Consider the following 18,994-nt stretch of genomic DNA (forward strand, 5'->3'; position numbering starts at 1 on the left):
ACTGAAAGTCCCGGCCCTTATTCAGGAGGATTCCCCCCGCCCTCGATAAAGCGTACAGGGGAACAGCCAATGTATTTTTTAAATACCTTGATAAAATATTTATAGTCAGAAAATCCCACAAGGTCTGCGATCTCGTAGACCTTGTATTTATTTTCCTTTAAAAGCTCCACTGCCTTCTGCATCCGGTAGCGGTTAAGAAAATCATTAAAGGTGTAGCCCGTGCCGCTTTTGAACTTGGCATTGAGATATGTGCAGGACATGCCGCACTGTTCGCTTACATCTGTCAGGGATACCCGGGAGTAGTAGTGTTCCCTGATGTAATCCATCATGAACTCCACATGGGGATTACCCTCGGCCAGCTCCTCCGGGGACAGGGAGTCCAGGATCCCCAGTTTCTTTTTTTCCATGTCGATCTGCTTCATCTCATCCCGCAGCCTGGCGGCAGCCATCTGTTTTTGGATTATCTTTCCAAGGGCATCATACAGTTCATTAAAGTTTACAGGCTTTAGCAGATACTCTGTCACCCCCAGGGTGATGGCTTTTCTGGCATATTCAAATTCGCTGTACCCGGACACAATGATGGCGTCAAATCCGTATTCCCGTATGCTTTTTTCCAGCATTTCCAGGCCGTCCATGACCGGCATGTTGATGTCCACGATTACGATGTCGGGCCTGGTTTCCCTGATCTTCTCCAGTCCCTCCAGGCCGTCCGCGGCTTCACCGGCCACCACACAGCCGGCCTGCTGCCAGTTCACCATAAACATCAGGCCTTTGCGTATGATATCTTCATCTTCCACGATCAGGACTTTATACATAACCATCCTCCATCTCTGCGGGAAGGGTGATGACCACCCTTGTACCCTTGCCCGGGCTGCTGTCAATGGCCATACCGTAAGCCGGCCCGTAGAGCAGTCTTACCACCCGGTGGGAATTGTACAGCCCGATATGCTCCCTGTAAATGTCCTCCTGCTCCAGGCCTTCCCTGAGCTCCTCCAGTTTCTCTTTGCTGATGCCGCTGCCGTTATCCTCCACGCAGAGTTTTAAATTCCCCTCTGCCATCCATGCGCTGATGGTGACGGAAACAGAGTGTATATCCTTCATCCCGTGGACAAGGGAATTTTCCACCACGGGCTGGAGTAAAAGTTTGGGGATCCTGCACCCCAAAAGCTCCTCCGGTATGTCGATATGATAGTTCAGCCGTCTGTTATAGCGCATTTTCTGGAGGAGCAGGTAGTCGTTGATGTACTCAATATCGGTCTGAAGAGGGACAATGGTGCTTCCGTAATAGATGCTGTAGCGCATCAGGTTGGCAAAAGCCATGACCATGTCGGAGGCCTTAGCTCCATCGATCACGATCTCGTAGCGCAGTGTCTCCAGCACATTAAAGATAAAATGAGGGTTAAATTGTTCCTCCAGCTGCTTGATCTCCATCACCCGCTTGCGCTCGGCCAGCTCACTGTTGTGCAGCATCAGCTCCTCCCGCTGCAGGACCATTTTGCGGAACGCGTCCCCCAGTACCTTAAACTCATCAAACACCTGACCCTTGAGCTTATAGTCCATGTTGCCACGGCCCATCTCGGCCACAGAGGTCTGCAGTTCATCAATGGCCTCCAGATTCTTCCTGGTGATCCGAAAGGTCAGCGGCGGTATCATGACCAGCATCAGTATACCCACCAGGCCCAGAAACAGCATGCCGTAGGACACCAGGGTCCTCTGGAACTCCATGGACACCAGGGTGTACAGCACCAGGGTGCTTTCCGGAAGCATTTCCTTTTGTACGTGGTAGTGCTTGCCGTTTACCCTGACCACATTTCCCTTTTCCCACTCCATCCTGTACTTGCCTGCCGGATACTTCTCCATGGGATCGGCGCTCTGCCTGCCGATGGAAAAGATCAGGTTATCATAGCGGTCCGTGAGGATCACGTCATCCAGGGGATAGTTCCTAACCGTCTCATAGATCTGTTCGTCCGACAGATCAAAAAAAAGATACCCCAGTACCTTTGATGAGTCTGAAACAGCCCGGGACAAGATCAGATCCCCCTCCTGTCCATGGGCATAATTGAGCCTGCTTGGCAGGGTGAAGATCTTATCCGGCTCAAGGGCCATTTTCTCGAATAAACTCTGATAAACCGTGCTGTTTAAAAAGATGTCCCGGTTTCCCTCAAACAGGTTGGAGCTAACGATGGTGCCGCCGCTGTCCGTGAGCACAAAGCTGCACCGGATGGACTGCCGGGTGGAAAACTCATAAAGCAGCCGGTTTACCTCGGTAACCCGGCCGCTGTCTTTGTCCTTAAGGGCTTCCAGGATCCTGTAATCCGAGGTGAACCGGACCAGCCCTTTCTCATAATCGCCCACCTGCCGGTCCAGGATCTCTGCCAGCAGGGCGTTGTTCTTTTTATTTCCTCCGGCGCTGATCCATTCCACATTGATGAACAGAAACAGTCCCACCAGCACAAACAGCAGGCTGATAATGGAAAACGAATATCTGAGAAAGGAACGTTTAATATAATCCCTGTACTGATTGCTGGCTGCCATAAGTGCCTCCTGTTAAGCTTCTGTCTGCCGACCGCCCTTCTTTTAGCCAGGAGAGCGGCCGTAAACTTAATTATACCATAGTTTCAGTTCCTGTTCCAGACAGGGATCCTTCTATATGCTGATTCTATATACTGATATCGTTGCTTCCCGTTACCTTAAAGAACACCAGCAGGGATACGATACTGGTCAATGTCAGTATGGTGGAATAAGCAGCCGCATTGCCGAAATTGCTCCTGATAACTTCCGCGTAGATGGCCACGGTCAGGGTCTGGGTCTTGCTGGTGTAGAGGATGATGGAGGAACTGAGCTCGCTGATCAGGGTGATCCAGCTCATGATAGCGCCTGAGAGCACGCCGGACATCATCATGGGTACGGTTATCTTTACAAAGGATTTTGTCTCCGTACACCCCAGGCTGATGGCAGCCTCCTCCACACTGGGGCTGATCTGGCCGATGATGGCCGTGCTGGAGCGGATGGTGTAGGGCATTCGCCGGATGGACAGGGAAATGATGATGATAATGGCCGTGCCGCTGAGGAGCATGGGTTTGCTGTTAAATGCATACAGGAAGGAGATACCAAGTACGGATCCAGGGATGATATAGGGAAACATGGTCACTGTGTCCAGTATGCCGGTGAGGAAGGATTTCTTTCTCACGGTGAGATAGGAGATAAGGATTCCCAGCACCACCACAATGGCAATGGCGCACAGGCCAAACAGGTAGGTGTTGAAAATAGCGCCGTTGTTGTTCTTGGAGAACAGGGTATTCCTGTAGTTTTCCAGTGAAAAGCCTCCGGTGTAAACCGTGCCTCCGCCTGTTGCCAGGAAGGAGGTGAAGATAACGGTCAGCTGCGGCAGGATGGCCACAAACACCACTGCATACACAAACAGGTGGGACAGGATATTCTTGGTCCCTGTACAGTGTTCCGCTTCCATGGGTTTTAAGGCGGTCATGGAGTAGGTGAACCGGTTTCCCAAATAGCGCTGGAAGAAGAACAATACCAGGGTTATGACAATGACGATCACACAGAGAGCTGCCGCAAAATGGTCATCCGTACTCACCTCCCCCATAAACTGGCTGTAGACCAGCACCGGGAAGGTCTTGTATCCCTCGCCGATGAGCATGGGGGTGCCGAAATCAGAGAACACCCTCATGAATACCAGCAGGGAGCTGGCAAGCATGGTGGGCATGACCAGGGGAATGATGACCTGTATGACACGCTGGAACGCTGTGCATCCCAGGCTTTCCGCGGCTTCATTCAAGGAATTGTCCAGGTTTTTTAATGCACCTGAAATATACATGTATACCAATGGAAAGGACTGGAGTGAGAATACCAGCACAATGCCGGCAAACCCGTAAATGCCTCCCAGTTTGACCTGGAACAGGCTGTTGAGGATCTTGGTGATAAAACCGTTGCGGCCCAGCAGCTGGATCCATGCGTAAGCTCCGATAAATGGCGGTGAGAGATAGGAGATCACGATCAGGATGTTCAGGTACTTGCTGCCACGGATCTTTACGCTCCGCAGCACATAGGCCATGATCAGGCCTAAAAACGCGGCCACCAGGGTGGAGACAATAGTTACCTTAAAGCTGTTCACCAGGGTGCTCCAGTAATATTTTCTTGCAAAGAATTTTGTAAAGTAGCTAAAACTCAGCTTACCTTCCTCGGTAAGCACGCTTTTATACAGCACAAGGACCAGGGGATAGACCACGAAGAGAAGGAACAGGGCCAGGATTCCCAGTGCCATGACGATCCATATATTCAGTTTTTTCTCTCCTGCATACCTCATGAATGCTCCCTCCTGACAATAAGGCTTTCGCTGCCGTCCTGGTTATATACATTGATCTTAGCCGGCTGAACCCCAAGGCGTACCGGGGTGTGGTCAGGGATGATATCCCATATATCGGAATTCTGGATAACCTCCATCTCTTTTCCGTCCGCTGTTTCCACAAAATAGTGGGTGGTGACTCCCAGGAATACGCTGCTTCGCACAATGGCAGGTATGCCCTGGTCCGCCTCCCTGTTCAGGATAAATTCCTCAGGACGTACAGACACCTTGACAGGCTGGCCGTTAACACAGGAGCTGCTCAGGTTATCCATGGCAACCGCGTAATCGCCCATGCGCACCAGGGTGGTATTGCCCGAGGTTTCAATGGCGCCGTCAAGGATGTTGGAGAGTCCGATAAAGGTGGACACGAACAGATTGGCAGGGCGCTGGTAAATGTTCTTTGGGGTGTCGATCTGCTGGATGACGCCTCCGTTCATGACAGCGATCCGGTCTGATACGGCCAGGGCCTCCTCCTGGTCATGAGTCACGTAAAGGGTGGTGATGCCCACCTGCTGCTGGATCCGCTTGATGGCATTGCGCATTTCAACACGCAGCTTTGCGTCCAGGTTGGACAGGGGTTCATCCATGAGAAGGACCTCCGGATGGATGACAATGGCCCTGGCCAGAGCCACACGCTGCTGCTGGCCGCCGGACAGCTTGGAGGGCATACGCTTTTTCAGGTGATCGATCTTTACCACTTTCAGTATTTCGTCCACCTGGGATTCTATCTGGGCCTGAGGCATTTTCCTGTTCTTTAATCCAAAGGCCACATTGTCGCGCACGGACATGTGGGGGAAAATGGCATAGTTCTGAAATACCATGCCCATGTTCCTTTTGTTGGTGGGAATGTTGTTGATGACCTTGCCATCGATTTTGATCTCGCCGCCTTCAATGGAGTTAAAGCCGATGATCATGCGCAGCAGAGTGGTCTTTCCGCACCCGGAAGGGCCCAGAAGAGTAAAAAATTCACCGGGCCGCACGTCCAGGGAAAGGCCGTTTATAATAGTGTCCTTGCCAAAACGTTTGATGACATTTTCAATGTTGATCGCTACACTCATACCTGTAAATCCTCCTTAATATTAAGCGTCCGTCCGGCTTTCTCCCGACCGCCCGGGCGGATATTGTCCTGATTTTGGGAACAGAAAAGCTTATTTTGGGAACAGAAAAGGACTGCCATATCTGACCGACTCCCGCCGGGGGAGGCGGTTGGTGCCGCGGTCCCGTACCGCAAACATGGTACGGCACCGCGGCAGAGTGGTGGTCAGGTCCAGGGCAGTCCTTTTAACAGACGGGAATCATTAATCCATGGATGTCTCCATGTGCTCGCTGAACAGATTGGTGATTTCTGTCTTGTGTTCAGCAACCCATCCCTCATCATAATTATCAAACAGTTTAATTTCAGACTGTGGTGTCATATAGTCAGCTAACTTGGCGTCCTTTCTAAGGGGTCTGACGGTCAGGTTGGAGCCCACTGCGTTCTGAATCTTTTCGGACAGCATGTAGTCCACAAATTTTTTGGCGTTTTCCGGATGTTTGCAGTCTTTTAAGATCTGTACGGACTCTCCGGGGAATATGGCTCCCTCTTCCGGGAATACAACCTCTACAGCTGCGCCTTCCTTAACATAGTTGGCTGCCGGATCTTCCCAGGTAAGCCCTACCACATACTCGCCCTCGGCCACGCCCTTGTATACCTGGCTGGAGCTGTTGCACATCTTGCCGTCCAGGTTGGCGATGAACTGGTCCACATAATCCCAGGCCTGGTCTGACAGGGGATCGCCGTCCTTTCCCATGCCGTAAAGCATGGCCAGTAAGGACTGGAATGCGGAGCTGGAGTTTACAGGGTCGCCGAAAGCGATCTTGCCCTTTAACTCAGGATTTAGAAGATCCTCAAAGCCATCGATCTTCATGTCGCCCTTTAAGTCCTTGTTTACGATCATGACCGTTGGGTCTGCAAATGCAGGTGTGAAATATCCGGTGGTATTGCGGAATGCCTCCAGCATGTTGCCGTCCTCGGAGGAGACATACTCCATGAACAGGTCCTTGGAAGCGGAGAGCATGGTCTGGTCAGCTACCCAGAAGATATCGCCCAGAGGGTTATCCTTTTCTGACTGGGCCCTCTTAAGAAGTTCGCCGGTCCCTGCCACCACAACTTCAACTTTGATGCCCGTATCCTTTTCAAACTCAGGGATCACAGCATTGTTCAGGGCCTCGCTGCGGGCCGTGTAAACCACCAGTACGGGATCCTCTTCCCCGGCCGCTTCACCGCTTGCCGCCTGTGCTTTTGCCTCCCCGGCCGCCTCTGTCTTGGCCGGCTCAGCCGGTGCCTTTGTGCCGGTACTGCCGCCGGAACAGCCTGTGGCTGCAAGGGCTACTGCCATGATACATGCTGATACTTTCTGAAACTTCCTCATTCTAAATCGCTCCTCCCTCTCTTGCTTGATCAACAGTTCTTTGTTTTATCAACAGTTGTTTCTCATATCTCAATTCTAGCATTTGTCCGTGGAAAGTAAATCCGACAATACATCAAAAAGGTGGAAAATAAACAACAGGCGGTCTGAAGAGAGTGAAAATTCTCGGACCGCCTGCGGATATGGCTGAATGTTTATTTGTTTTTCTTGCTGTCTTTTCCCTTTTTCCCGTCTTTGGATGATTTTTTATCACCCTTTTCGCCCTTTTTGGACTTGCCTGCTTTTTTGGGTTTGTCGTTCTTGGCCGCTTCAGGCTTGTCACCCTTGGCCGGATCGGACCTTTTCTGCTTGGCCGGAGGCGTGTCCTCCTGGCCGGAATCCTCTCCCTGGCCGGAATCTTCTCCCTGGTCATAATCCCCTTCCTGACCGGGACCCTCTGCCTGATCACGATCATCCGGGGTGTCTGCGCTCTGGCCGGCCGGCACTTCCTCTGGCTGGGGAAGTTCATCGGGGACATACTCTATGATGTCGCTGATATCGCACTCCAGGATGGAGCACAGGGTGTCAAGGGTGTGGGTGGATACGTGCATGTTCTTTTTCAGGCGGCCGATTTGTCCGGCGCTGAAACTGTACTGTTTGATCAGTCTGTACTGGGTCATTCCACGTGCTTCCATGGTGGCCCATAAGCGGTCATAGCGGATCATAGTGTACTCCTCCTTAAATCGTTATTATCAATAAATGGATTATATCATGGGGGCCTTATAATTACAAGAATGATTGGTAAAAATGGGAATAAAAGAGAAGGTTTCAGGGCATAGTTAGGAGTGAACATAGATTCAGGTACCACGACTGAGAAAAGGAGGAATTTTTATGACGGATTTTAAGACAAGCGAAACAGCAAAAAATCTGATGAGGGCATTTGCCGGCGAAAGCCAGGCAAGGAACCGCTACACCTTTGCGGCAGGGCTGGCAAAAAAGCAGAAAATGCCCATGGTGGAGATGGTATTTAAATACACGGCAAACCAGGAAAAGGAACATGCCGAGATTTTTTACAACTATCTGAAGCCATTGGATAAGGAGACCATATTCATTGACGGAGGTTATCCGGTGGATCTGGAGGAAAATACCCTGGCCCAGTTGAATGCCGCTGCCCACAATGAGTATGAGGAGCATGATGTGGTGTACAAATCCTTTGCAGAGGTTGCTGAAAAGGAGGGATTTGCCCAGATCGCAGCATCCTTCCGCATGATCGCGGATATTGAGAAGACCCACGGCGAACGCTTTCAGTATCTGGCCGGCCTGTTAGGCGAGGGAAGGCTTTATGACCGCCAGGAAAAGAACAGCTGGGTTTGTACCAACTGCGGCTATATTTATGAAGGGGAAGAACCGCCCCAGTTCTGTCCGGTCTGCCACCATGACCAGGGATATTTTGCAGGGCAGGAGCTTTCACCCTGGTTCCTCAAGGCTTAGAACCGTATCCAAACACGCTCTGGCGCATATTCCCCCGCGAAATTTGATTTTACAAAGCCGGGTGCAGATGATATAATGTCGGCAGACATGATAGAGGAATATCATAGACAAAGGGACTGGCATTGGGCAGTGGCCTGTCCAGTCCCTTATGATGACAGGCGCCCGGAGCAAAAGGAGAATGAACCATGGCAAAGAAAGTAAAGGCGGTCATATTTGACCAGGATGGTCTTATGTTTGATACGGAACGGCTTGTGCTTGAGGGCTGGGAGACAGCGGCGGCAAAGCACAATATAACATTTGAAAAGGATTTTTTCAGGGATCTGAGGGGGACGAAGCCGGATAAGGTGAAAGAGGCGTTCATCAGGCAGTATGGCCCTGACATTGATTTTGATTCCATATGCGAGGAAAAGCGGCTGTATTCCTATCACTGGGTGAAAAAAAACGGGGCGCCGGTTAAGCCGGGGCTTAAGGAACTGCTGGAATACCTGAAGTCCCATAATATAAAGACCGCAGTGGCCACGGCCAGCGGACGGGAGTGGACCCAGGGAAATGTAAAAAGTGCAGGGGTGGAAGGATATTTTGACCATTACATATATGGAGACATGGTGGAGGAGGCGAAGCCAAATCCCGCGATCTTCCTTTTGGCAGCCGGCACCCTGGGGGAAGATCCGAAGGAGTGTATGGTACTGGAGGACAGCTTTAACGGGATCAGGGCAGCCTTCGCGGGCGGGTTCCTTCCCGTGATGGTGCCGGACCAGGATGAGCCGGATGAGGAACTATCCGGACTGCTGGCAGCCCGGTGTGATGTGCTGTCCGATGTCATCGGTCTGTTTAAAAACGGAACATTTGAGTATTAAGAGGAAGAACTATTATATGTGGAAAGAAGCGGCAGCATGGATGGCCGGGCTGGGCTGCGCCTGCCTGGCCCTGTCAGAATATGAGAAGAAACATTTTTCCGTGGAAGCAGTGACCATGGGATCAGATAAACTGGATCAGGACAGGACCCTTGTGTTTTTGTCGGATTTACATAACAATGAATTCGGGCAGGACAACTGCCAGCTGGTGGAGGCGGTCCGCGGCATAAAACCGGACGCCGTCCTGTGCGGCGGCGATATGATGGTGTGCAAGGGGACGGGGGATGTGGGCGTCCCCATAAAACTGATTTCGCAGCTGGCAGACCGGTATCCGGTCTATTATGGAAACGGCAACCACGAAAACCGTATGACCTGGGAGCGGGACGTATACGGAACTCTGTATGAGGAATACAAAAGCGCTTTAAGACGCATGGGAGTGGTGTACCTGGAGGATGAAACCGCGGCTTTGGGAACAGATGTCCTGATTTCTGGGATCGATCTGGGCAAGCGCTATTACCGGAAGGCCCTGTACCAGAAAATGCCCTCCATGGGAAAGGAATATCTGGACCGGAAGCTGGGGCGGACAGACCATGTGGAAGGAAAAGACAGGTTCAGGATCCTTCTGGCCCACTCACCTCTTTACTTTGCGGACTATGCGGCCTGGGGGGCCGATTTGACCCTGGCAGGTCATTTTCATGGGGGAACCATACGGATTCCCGTGCTGGGAGGAGTCATGACGCCCCAGTACCAGTTTTTTCTGCCCTGGTGCGCCGGGGATTTTGAACAGCAGGGAAAGCGGATGGTGGTGAGCCGGGGACTGGGGACCCACTCCATCAATATCCGGTTAAACAACCGGCCACAGCTGGTGGTGGTGTACCTTAAAAAACAGCGGAAATAACAGGACCCTTGTAAACAGAGAGGGATTTGTGATAATATAAAATTCAGCGTTACAGTCCAGGACGGCTTTTCCGGTCAAAAAGATGAGCCGTCCTGAACAGTTGCAATTCAGCAATAAATGGGAACAGGTGGACACATGGAGACCATATCATACAAGCTGGAGCATTTTGAGGGCCCTCTGGACCTGCTGCTCCATCTCATTGAAAAGAACAAGGTAAATATATATGATATCCCCATTGTGGATATTACGGCCCAGTACCTGGATTACGTGCGCCATATGGAGCGGGAGGACCTGAACGTGGTCAGCGAGTTCCTTGTCATGGCAGCCACGCTGTTAGACATCAAGGCGAAAATGCTGCTGCCCAAGGAAGTGGACGAGGAAGGGGAAGAGATCGACCCCAGGGCTGAACTGGTACAGCGGTTATTGGAATATAAGCGGTACAGGCTGATGGCGGACGAACTGGCCGACCGGGAGGATGGGGCTCAGAAGCATTTGTATAAGCCCTCCACCCTGCCGCCTGAGGTGGCAAAATATGAGCCGCCCGTGGATCTGGACCGACTGCTGGACGGTCTCACTCTGGCCAAGCTCCAGAGGATCTTTGAGCAGGTGATGAAGCGCAAGGAGGATAAGATCGACCCCATCAGAAGCAATTTCGGTACTATAAAAAGGGAGCCGGTCAGTCTGGAGCAGAAGATCGGTCAGCTTCTCACCTTTGCAAAAGGCAGGAGGCATTTCAGCTTCAGGCAGCTACTGGAAGGGCAGGGGGACAAGCTGGAAGTGGTGGTCACCTTCCTGGCCGTATTGGAACTGATGAAGATCGGCAAGATCCAGCTGAAGCAGGAAGAAACCTTCGGGGATATGGAGATAGAGGCCCTGGATCAGGATGACGGGGACATGGATCTGGACCTGGAGGGAATGGACGATTTTTAATGATAAGTGGATGGGTGAATGATGAGCAAGAAGGATAAAGTGGAAGCATTGGAAGCAGCTGCAGGGAGCCTTAAGACAAAGGCCGGCAAGACGATCAGCACAGCGGGTACGGGAGCGGCCACTGCCGGCAGGGATGGAGGCGCGCAGCCCCAGGAAGGGCCGGAACAGATGGAGTTTACCTTTCCGCCCACTGAGAATGAAAAAGAGCAGGAAGCCATTATTGAAGCTGTTCTTTTTACCATGGGAAATTCAGTGGAGCTGCGCCGGCTGGCAGTGGCCATCGGCCAGGATCAGGCAGTGGCAAAACGGGCGGTGGAGCGTCTGATGGAGCGGTACCGAAGATCCAAAGGCGGGATGGAGATCACCCAGCTGGAGGACAGCTACCAGATGTGCACCAAATCCGACTATTATGAAAACCTGATCCGGGTAGCCGCCACGCCCAAAAAGCAGGTACTGACCGAGGTAGTGCTGGAAACTCTTTCCATCATTGCCTATAAACAGCCGGTGACTAAGATGGAGATAGAGAAGATAAGGGGCGTAAAGTCGGATCATGCGGTGAACCGTCTGGTGGAGTATAATCTGGTGTATGAGGTGGGCCGCCTGGATGCCCCGGGCCGGCCGGCACTGTTTGCCACCACGGAGGAATTCTTAAGACGGTTTGGGGTCGGTTCAGTCCAGGACCTGCCTGACATAAACCCGGAACAGGAAGCGGAGATCAAGGCACAGGTGGAGGAAGAGCTGCAGCTTAAGCTGGAGGAGACAGGGCTGTCGGCCCTGGAGGAGGCGGCTGCCACAAAAGAAGAGTGAGGAAGTGAGATTCCCAAACATGGACTTGAGGAATATAATAAAATAAAAAGAAAAAGATGAGATCATGTTTGGAAGTCTGATTTTAGTATTTGCTCTCTGTACAGATACCTTTGTGGCAAGCCTGGCCTATGGTGCAAACCGGGTCCATGTCACATGGGGAAAGGTGGCGCTGCTCAATGGGATCTGCAGCGGCTGTCTGGGCCTGGCCCTGGGGATGGGGAGTCTGATAGATGCCTTTATGCCTGAGGATCTTACCAAGATCATCTGCTTTGTATGCCTGTTTGCCCTGGGATTTGTCAAGCTCCTGGATTACAGCATCAAAGCGTTTATCAACCGCAACTGCCATATCAGGAGAAACCTGAGTTTTAACCTTTCCGGGCTAAAGGTGATTGTGAGTATATACGGGGATCCCATGGCGGCGGATGTGGACGGATCCCTTTCACTTGGATGGAAGGAGACTGTTTTTCTTGCCCTGGCAATGTCCATCGACAGCCTGGTGGCGGGGACCATGGCCGCTTTTTTGAACCTCCCCACAGGCGCCACCCTGGGGTTGTCCTTTGTAGTGGGCGTCTGCATGATGTATGCCGGACTGTGGCTGGGCGGTAAAGTGGCGTCCAAATGGAAATGCGACTTGTCCTGGATCAGCGGGGTACTGCTTATGATCCTAGCCCTGATGAAGGTGCTTTAAAATAAAGGTAACAGTTCCGGACCGCGGGAAAATAGGATGTCCTGAACAGTTACAAATAAGGTAATATAAATTTAAGGCATGGCTTTGGTGGGAACCGGAGCCATGCCTTATTGGGTGGTGCGCCCGGCGGCGCACGTGTCTGTTCTAATGGGACTGATCCTTGGCTGACAGGCCCTCCATGTAAGCCTCGGCCCTCAGTTTGTCCGTCTGGTCCAGCTTATCGTACAGGTCCAGCACCCGTTTCTGCTGCGGGTTCAGGGTCATCTGCACACCGTCCGTGCTGTAAAACTGGGCAATGGTAATCCCCATCACATCGCAGATACGCCTGATGGTAGGAATGCTGGGAACCGTTGTGCGCCGGAACAGGTTGCCTATGTTGTTAGGGGATGTATCCATCTCAATGGCCAGGCGGTAATGACTCCATCCGCGTTCCTGGCAAAGTTCTTCAATGCGTTCCAGCTCAAAACTCATGTTCTCACCACCATTGTCTGAATTCTAGGAAATCTTTTGTATTATTGTATCCTAGCGGTGAAAAAAACATTAGGCTGAAAAACAATGTATAAATTATGCATTATATAGTGAATATGGCCGCACAATTTAATAACAGTAACAAGGACCGGCATCAATCATCGAATCCCAGCATCTGATTTGGTTTGACGTTGAAGTAGTTGCAGAGTATCTTCAGTTCAATGTCAGTGACAAGCCTTTGGCCTTTTTCAATTCTTAAAATGGTAAGCTCACTGAAACTGTATCCAAGGACCTGCAGCTTTGCTGCCAGGGACCGCTGCGACAGGTGCCTTTCTTTGCGCAGTCTGCAAATCTGCTCGCCGATGAGATTCTTTCTCGGTTCAGAGTTATACGAGATTTTCATGAAGTTCCCTCTATTATGTCAGTATCGTATACTTCTAAAAATGAAGTATCCATCTCATTGTAAATGAATTTATATAAGTAGGGGATTCTAATACTGAAGCATGGAAAAATAAAGTAGAAAAATCCATGGGATTATGATAGACTGATAAGGACATTTTATTCATGAAATATAAAACAGGAGGCATCATGCAGAGAATCGCTAAATTTTATAAAGTAAGTTTTGAACAGTTCCAGGCTGACTGGGCTGATACATTTCCGGACACACCGGCGGAGCGGATCAGGGAGATCTATGAGGATATCAGGCTTCCCCGCCGCGCCACGTCAGGCTCTGCGGGATATGACTTCTTTACGCCGGTGGCAGTGAACTTAAAGCCGGGGGAGACGCTTAAGATCCCAACCGGCGTGCGTGCCCAGATGGAGGAGGGATGGGTGCTTCAGATCTTTCCGCGGAGCAGCCTGGGCTTTAAATTCCGCCTGCAGCTGAATAATACGGTGGGAATTATTGACAGCGATTATTTTTATTCGGACAACCAGGGGCATATGTTTGTCAAGATGACCAATGACACCAATGAGGGCAGGACCGTGGAACTTTCAGCCGGGACCGGATTTGCCCAGGGGATCTTTCTTCCCTTTGGGATCACTGTGGATGATGATTGCAAAGACTCACGCAACGGCGGGTTTGGAAGCACGGATGCGAGGTAGGTGAATATGGCAAATCGGGGAAGACGGGGAAATTACAGCGGACGCAGGCCCCAGGGAAACGGATATTACCAGGGGGCGGGAAAGCCGGGCAGCAATGCAAAGAGGAGGAAGCGCAGGAGGATAAGGGTGATGAAGGCGGTCATTGCCTGGGCGGTATGCGTCCTTCTCATTGGTCTGATCGCCGTGGGTACGTTCCGGGCGGTTTCCTCCGTGGCTTCTTCCAAGAAGCGGCAGATGCGCCAGGAGGGAACCCAGAAGATGGCTTCTGGGGATTACGCGGGAGCCATTGAGGACTTTGACGCGGCCCTGGAAAAGTCGGGCAAGAGATCCAAAGGATTTAACAGCGATGTCCTGATGTACAGGGCGGAGGCAGAGTATAAGCTCCGGGATTATGAGGCGTCCATCCACACCTATGACCTGCTTTTAGAGATGGAGCCATCCACAGCCTCCTATCTGTATGCACAGAGCATGTGCTATTCCCAGATGGGGGATACGGAAAATGCCGTTGCAAAATACCAGGCGGGAGCGGCTCTGGAAAAGGATGCAAAGGCATCGGCCGGAAAGATGGAAGCGCTGGTGGCGGCAGGCGGGGCATATGTGGATGCAAAAGAATACGAAAAGGCCATGGGCTTTTACCAGGATGCACTGAAGGAAGGGATGAAGCATGGGCAGATTTATAACCAGATGGGCCTTTGCCAGATGGCTGAGGAGGACTACCAGGGTGCTCTTGATTCATTTGAGCAGGGGTATGAAACGCTGGTGACCGGATATGAGCTGGGCACCGGGACATCCGCGGTCCAGGCAGCGGCAGCCCTGCCCGAGGATGCGTCCTCAGATATGGCTCTTTTAAAGGAACTGACGTATAACAGGGCCGTGGCCTACGAATACTTAAACCAATACCAGAAGGCCCTGGAGCTGTTTGAGGAGTACGTAACCGCCTTTGGCTCCAATGAAGATGCGGAACACGAGATCGCGTTCCTGAAAACAAGATAGGATGGCAGATTTGATCGATTTAAAGGAATTACAGGAAAAGGTAATACTGATAGCGGTGAGCACCGGGGAGGAGGACCACACAGAGGCATCCCTGGACGAGCTGGAGGAACTGGCAGCCACGGCAGGGGCCGTGACCATTGCCAGAGTGACGCAGAACCGGGAAAGGGTCCATCCGGGCACGTATCTTGGCAAGGGCAAGATCGATGAGGTAAGGGACCTGATCTGGGAACTTGGCGCCACGGGCGTGGTCTGTGATGATGAACTTTCACCCGCGCAGCTGAGGAACCTGGAGGATGCCCTGGACACCAAGGTGATGGACAGGACCATGGTCATCCTGGATATTTTTGCGGCCCGGGCCAACACAAGGGAGGGAAAGATCCAGGTGGAACTGGCCCAGTTAAAATACAGGGCCGTCCGCCTGGTTGGAATGCGCAACTCCCTGTCACGTCTGGGCGGCGGGATCGGGACCAGGGGACCGGGAGAGAAAAAGCTGGAAACAGACCGGCGTCTGATCCACCAGAGGATCGGGCAGCTGAAGGAAGAGTTGGAGGATGTAAAGCGGCACAGGGAAGTGACCAGGCAGCAGCGGGAGAAGAATTTCGCCCTCACAGCCGCCATTGTGGGCTATACCAACGCGGGAAAGTCCACTCTGTTAAACCGCCTTACAGGAGCGGGCATATTGGCGGAGGATAAGCTGTTTGCCACCCTGGATCCCACCACCAGAAGCTTTTATCTGGAGGACGGGCAGCAGATCCTTTTAACCGATACGGTGGGCTTTATACGCAAGCTTCCCCACCATCTGATCGAGGCGTTTAAGAGCACCCTGGAGGAGGCGCGCTACAGCGATATCATCCTTCATGTGGTGGACTGCGCCAATCCCCAGATGGACATGCAGATGCATGTGGTCAAGGAGACGCTTCGGGAGCTGGAGATCGTGGACAAAACGGTTGTGACCGTGTTTAACAAGACGGACCGGTTCAGGGAAATGGAATCGGAGGGACAGCCCCTGCAGCAGGTTCCAAGAGATTTTTCCTCAGACTACCAGGTGAGGATCTCGGCTAAAACCGGAGAAGGGCTGGATGAGCTGGAGAAAATATTTCTGACCATTATCAGAAGCAGGCGCGTCCTTCTGGAAAAGGTATATGCCTACTCCCAGGCCGGGCGCATCCAGACCATCCGCAAATACGGACAGCTGCTGGAAGAGGAATACAGAGATGACGGCATTGCTGTCAAAGCATATGTGCCCGCAGAACTTTTTGCGGGACTTTATTCCGACTGAGTTCCCGGATCGCATTTTTAAAACGCCCCCCATGGACGGCCCTGTGCCGCAAAGGCAGGCGGAATAAGGCTTTGCGGGGATTTGATAAAATAGTTATAAGTACAGGTAATAAGACACAATATCTAGTTTGATGCAAAAAGTTATGCATAGATATTGTGTTTTTCCTTGCGGTCTGCTATAATGAGTTCGTAGCTCGCTCCGGTTGGGGCGGGCCGTATATTTTCAGTTAATGCCTCCTGATTTGGCGTCAGGCACTGTGGAATGGGCTATTTGAGCCGGGAGGCAGTAGTGAGGGTTTGAAAGGAGTAAGTGGTATGATTCAGGTAACAAAGAGGGATGGGGAGATTGCGGAGTTCAGTCTGAACAAGATCACGGAAGCGATCAAAAAAGCATTCAAGGCAACAAAGAAGGATTACAATAATGAGATTCTGGAGCTGCTGTCATTAAGGGTAACTGCGGATTTTCAGAATAAGATGAAGGACGGCAGGATTTCCGTTGAGGAGATCCAGGACAGTGTGGAGCATGTCCTTGAGCAGACCGGGTATACAGATGTGGCCAAGGCCTACATTTTATATAGAAAACAGAGAGAAAAGATACGCAACATGAACAGCACCATCCTGGATTACAAGGACGTGGTCAACAGCTACGTAAAGGTGGAAGACTGGCGTGTAAAGGAGAACTCCACGGTTACATACTCAGTGGGCGGTCTTATTCTGAGCAACTCCGGCGCCGTCACCGCCAATTACTGGCTCAGTGAGATCTATGACCAGGAGATCGCCGATGCCCACCGCAATGCGGACATCCATCTTCACGATCTGTCCATGCTCACCGGATACTGTGCGGGCTGGTCCCTAAAACAGCTTCTGATGGAGGGACTGGGCGGGATCACAGGAAAGATCACCTCATCCCCTGCAAAGCATTTATCCGTGCTGTGCAACCAGATGGTCAACTTCCTGGGCATTATGCAGAATGAATGGGCGGGAGCCCAGGCATTTTCCTCCTTTGATACATATCTTGCTCCTTTTGTAAAAGTAGATAATTTAAGCTATCCGGAGGTAAAGAAGTGTATTGAATCCTTTATCTATGGCGTGAACACCCCCAGCCGCTGGGGCACCCAGGCTCCCTTTTCCAATATTACCCTGGACTGGACCGTACCCAATGATATGGCGGAGCTGAATGCCATTGTGGGCGGCAGGGAGATGGACTTTAAGTACAAGGACTGCAAGGCCGAGATGGATATGATCAACAAGGCCTTTATTGAGACCATGGTAGAGGGAGATGCCAACGGACGAGGATTCCAGTATCCCATACCCACCTACTCCATTACAAGGGATTTTGACTGGTCGGAGACAGAGAACAACAAACTTCTCTTTGAGATGACCTCCAAATATGGAACACCTTATTTTTCCAATTATATTAACAGCGATATGGAGCCAAGCGATGTGCGCAGCATGTGCTGCCGTCTTCGTCTGGATCTGCGTGAACTGCGCAAGAAGACCGGCGGATTCTTTGGGTCCGGCGAGAGCACCGGTTCCGTGGGCGTGGTCACCATCAATATGCCCAGGATCGCTTACCTGGCCAAGGACGAGGCTGATTTCTATGAGAAGCTGGATCATATGATGGATATATCCGCCCGCTCCCTGAAGACAAAGCGCCAGGTGATCACCAAGCTGCTGAACCAGGGACTTTACCCGTACACCAGAAGATATCTGGGGACCTTTGAGAACCACTTCTCCACCATTGGACTGATCGGCATGAACGAAGCCGGACTGAATGCCAAATGGGTGAGAAAGGATCTTACCAGCAGAGAATGCCAGAAGTTTACCCAGGATGTGCTGAACCATATGAGGGAGCGTCTGTCCGATTACCAGGAGATGTACGGAGACCTGTATAACCTGGAGGCCACACCGGCGGAGTCCACCTCCTACCGCCTGGCTAAGCACGACAGGGCGCGTTATCCGGAGATCATCACAGCCGGCGGGGAGGGTGAGACCCCTTACTACACCAACAGCTCCCATCTGCCAGTGAACTATACCGCGGATGTATTCGATGCCCTGGATATCCAGGATGAACTTCAGCCCCTGTACACATCCGGCACCGTATTCCATGCATTCCTGGGGGAGAAGCTGCCTGACTGGAAAGCCGCAGCGAACCTGGTGCGCACCATTGCCGAGAATTATAAGCTGCCTTACTATACCATGTCACCGACTTACTCTATCTGCAAGAGCCATGGATACCTGATCGGTGAACATTTCACCTGTCCGATCTGCGGCGGGAAGGCGGAAGTTTACAGCAGGATCACGGGGTACTACCGTCCGGTCCAGAACTGGAACGAGGGCAAGACACAGGAATACAAGGACCGCACCTCCTATGATATCGGCCGTTCCAAGTTAAAACACGGAGTGTCCAGGATCGTGGCGGAGAGCGCTGTAAAGCCGGCTCAGCCCGGTCAGGTGAAGTCCGAGAAGGCATCTGCTCCGGCTCAGCTGTATCTGTTTACAACCAAGACATGTCCAAACTGCAGGTCGGCCAAGGAATTTCTGAAGGGATGGGACTACCAGGTGGTGGATGCCGAGGAGCGCCCTGAACTGGCGGAGAAATTTGGAATCATGCAGGCTCCCACGCTGGTGATCGTCAGGGACGGTATCATCCAGAAGTTTGCCAATGCTTCCAATATCCGCAGGTTTGTGGAGCAGAAGGATACAGATACCGCGAAAGCGCAAGGGTAAAGA

18 protein-coding genes are annotated in these 18,994 nt (G+C 51.8%); 10 read left to right on the forward strand and 8 right to left on the reverse strand.

All coding sequences use genetic code 11. The features are described 5' to 3' along the window. Nucleotides 1-17 precede the first annotated feature (17 nt). From CLFS41_RS03480 to CLFS41_RS03505, 6 genes are all read right to left on the reverse strand, one after another. Nucleotides 18-815: a response regulator gene (locus CLFS41_RS03480; RefSeq protein ID WP_045091467.1), complete on the reverse strand. Its 798-nt coding sequence runs from the start codon at nt 813-815 to the stop codon at nt 18-20. After that, nucleotides 808-2,535 carry a histidine kinase gene (locus tag CLFS41_RS03485; RefSeq protein ID WP_007869015.1) on the reverse strand — a complete coding sequence of 576 codons (1,728 nt, stop codon included), beginning with the start codon at nt 2,533-2,535 and terminating at the stop codon, nt 808-810. Before CLFS41_RS03485 ends, CLFS41_RS03480 begins: the two co-directional genes overlap by 8 nt. A 124-nt stretch (nt 2,536-2,659) precedes the next feature. Further along, entirely contained in the window at nt 2,660-4,324 is a 1,665-nt protein-coding gene (locus CLFS41_RS03490) for an iron ABC transporter permease (RefSeq protein WP_007869013.1), read from the reverse strand. Continuing rightward, nucleotides 4,321-5,421 (reverse strand): ABC transporter ATP-binding protein, encoded by a 1,101-nt coding sequence (locus CLFS41_RS03495; RefSeq protein ID WP_045091468.1) that lies wholly within the window; start codon nt 5,419-5,421, stop codon nt 4,321-4,323. The genes CLFS41_RS03490 and CLFS41_RS03495 overlap by 4 nt, the downstream gene beginning before the upstream one ends. 240 nt (nt 5,422-5,661) lie before the next feature. After that, entirely contained in the window at nt 5,662-6,774 is a 1,113-nt protein-coding gene (locus tag CLFS41_RS03500; RefSeq protein ID WP_007869008.1) for an extracellular solute-binding protein, read from the reverse strand. Between the two features lie 191 nt (nt 6,775-6,965). Next, a complete protein-coding gene (locus CLFS41_RS03505; protein WP_045091469.1) occupies nt 6,966-7,475 on the reverse strand; it encodes a helix-turn-helix transcriptional regulator in 510 nt (169 codons plus the stop codon). 166 nt (nt 7,476-7,641) lie between these two features. Here CLFS41_RS03505 and rbr point away from each other — a divergent pair, with 166 nt between their 5' ends. The 6 genes from rbr to CLFS41_RS03535 all read left to right on the forward strand — a co-directional run bounded on the left by rbr (nt 7,642) and on the right by CLFS41_RS03535 (nt 12,418). Beyond that, nucleotides 7,642-8,241, forward strand: a complete 600-nt coding sequence (gene rbr, locus CLFS41_RS03510) for a rubrerythrin (protein ID WP_045091470.1) — start codon at nt 7,642-7,644, stop codon at nt 8,239-8,241. Between the two features lie 185 nt (nt 8,242-8,426). Then, on the forward strand, nt 8,427-9,098 hold the full coding sequence (locus tag CLFS41_RS03515) for an HAD family phosphatase (RefSeq protein ID WP_045091471.1): 672 nt from the start codon (nt 8,427-8,429) through the stop codon (nt 9,096-9,098). A gap of 16 nt (nt 9,099-9,114) precedes the next feature. Next, nucleotides 9,115-9,993 (forward strand): metallophosphoesterase, encoded by an 879-nt coding sequence (locus CLFS41_RS03520; protein ID WP_007868997.1) that lies wholly within the window; start codon nt 9,115-9,117, stop codon nt 9,991-9,993. A 135-nt stretch (nt 9,994-10,128) separates the two neighbouring features. After that, complete coding sequence (locus tag CLFS41_RS03525) at nt 10,129-10,923, forward strand: segregation/condensation protein A (RefSeq protein ID WP_007868994.1); 795 nt, start codon at nt 10,129-10,131, stop codon at nt 10,921-10,923. Between the two features lie 18 nt (nt 10,924-10,941). Beyond that, nucleotides 10,942-11,730 (forward strand): SMC-Scp complex subunit ScpB, encoded by a 789-nt coding sequence (gene scpB / locus CLFS41_RS03530; RefSeq protein WP_347467485.1) that lies wholly within the window; start codon nt 10,942-10,944, stop codon nt 11,728-11,730. A 64-nt stretch (nt 11,731-11,794) separates the two neighbouring features. Then, nucleotides 11,795-12,418, forward strand: a complete 624-nt coding sequence (locus CLFS41_RS03535) for a manganese efflux pump (protein WP_007868987.1) — start codon at nt 11,795-11,797, stop codon at nt 12,416-12,418. 144 nt (nt 12,419-12,562) lie between these two features. Here CLFS41_RS03535 and CLFS41_RS03540 read toward each other — a convergent pair whose 3' ends face one another. Together CLFS41_RS03540 and CLFS41_RS03545 are read right to left on the reverse strand one after the other, a co-directional pair. Beyond that, entirely contained in the window at nt 12,563-12,889 is a 327-nt protein-coding gene (locus tag CLFS41_RS03540; protein WP_007868984.1) for a helix-turn-helix transcriptional regulator, read from the reverse strand. Between the two features lie 151 nt (nt 12,890-13,040). Then, on the reverse strand, nt 13,041-13,289 hold the full coding sequence (locus CLFS41_RS03545; protein ID WP_007868982.1) for a helix-turn-helix transcriptional regulator: 249 nt from the start codon (nt 13,287-13,289) through the stop codon (nt 13,041-13,043). Between the two features lie 161 nt (nt 13,290-13,450). Between CLFS41_RS03545 and CLFS41_RS03550 the strand changes: the two genes are divergently transcribed. The 4 genes from CLFS41_RS03550 (at nt 13,451) to CLFS41_RS03565 (ending at nt 18,991) form a co-directional block, all read left to right on the forward strand. Continuing rightward, on the forward strand, nt 13,451-13,990 hold the full coding sequence (locus CLFS41_RS03550) for a hypothetical protein (RefSeq protein ID WP_330363696.1): 540 nt from the start codon (nt 13,451-13,453) through the stop codon (nt 13,988-13,990). 6 nt (nt 13,991-13,996) lie between these two features. Continuing rightward, complete coding sequence (locus CLFS41_RS03555; RefSeq protein ID WP_007868964.1) at nt 13,997-14,983, forward strand: tetratricopeptide repeat protein; 987 nt, start codon at nt 13,997-13,999, stop codon at nt 14,981-14,983. A gap of 1 nt (nt 14,984) precedes the next feature. Further along, on the forward strand, nt 14,985-16,262 hold the full coding sequence (gene hflX, locus CLFS41_RS03560) for a GTPase HflX (protein WP_040417325.1): 1,278 nt from the start codon (nt 14,985-14,987) through the stop codon (nt 16,260-16,262). A gap of 314 nt (nt 16,263-16,576) precedes the next feature. Beyond that, nucleotides 16,577-18,991, forward strand: coding sequence for a ribonucleoside triphosphate reductase (locus CLFS41_RS03565; protein WP_045091473.1), 2,415 nt, complete (start codon nt 16,577-16,579; stop codon nt 18,989-18,991). Nucleotides 18,992-18,994: the final 3 nt, after the last annotated feature.

It is taken from the genome of Clostridium sp. FS41 (assembly GCF_000954015.1).
GTDB lineage: Bacteria > Bacillota > Clostridia > Lachnospirales > Lachnospiraceae > Enterocloster > Enterocloster citroniae.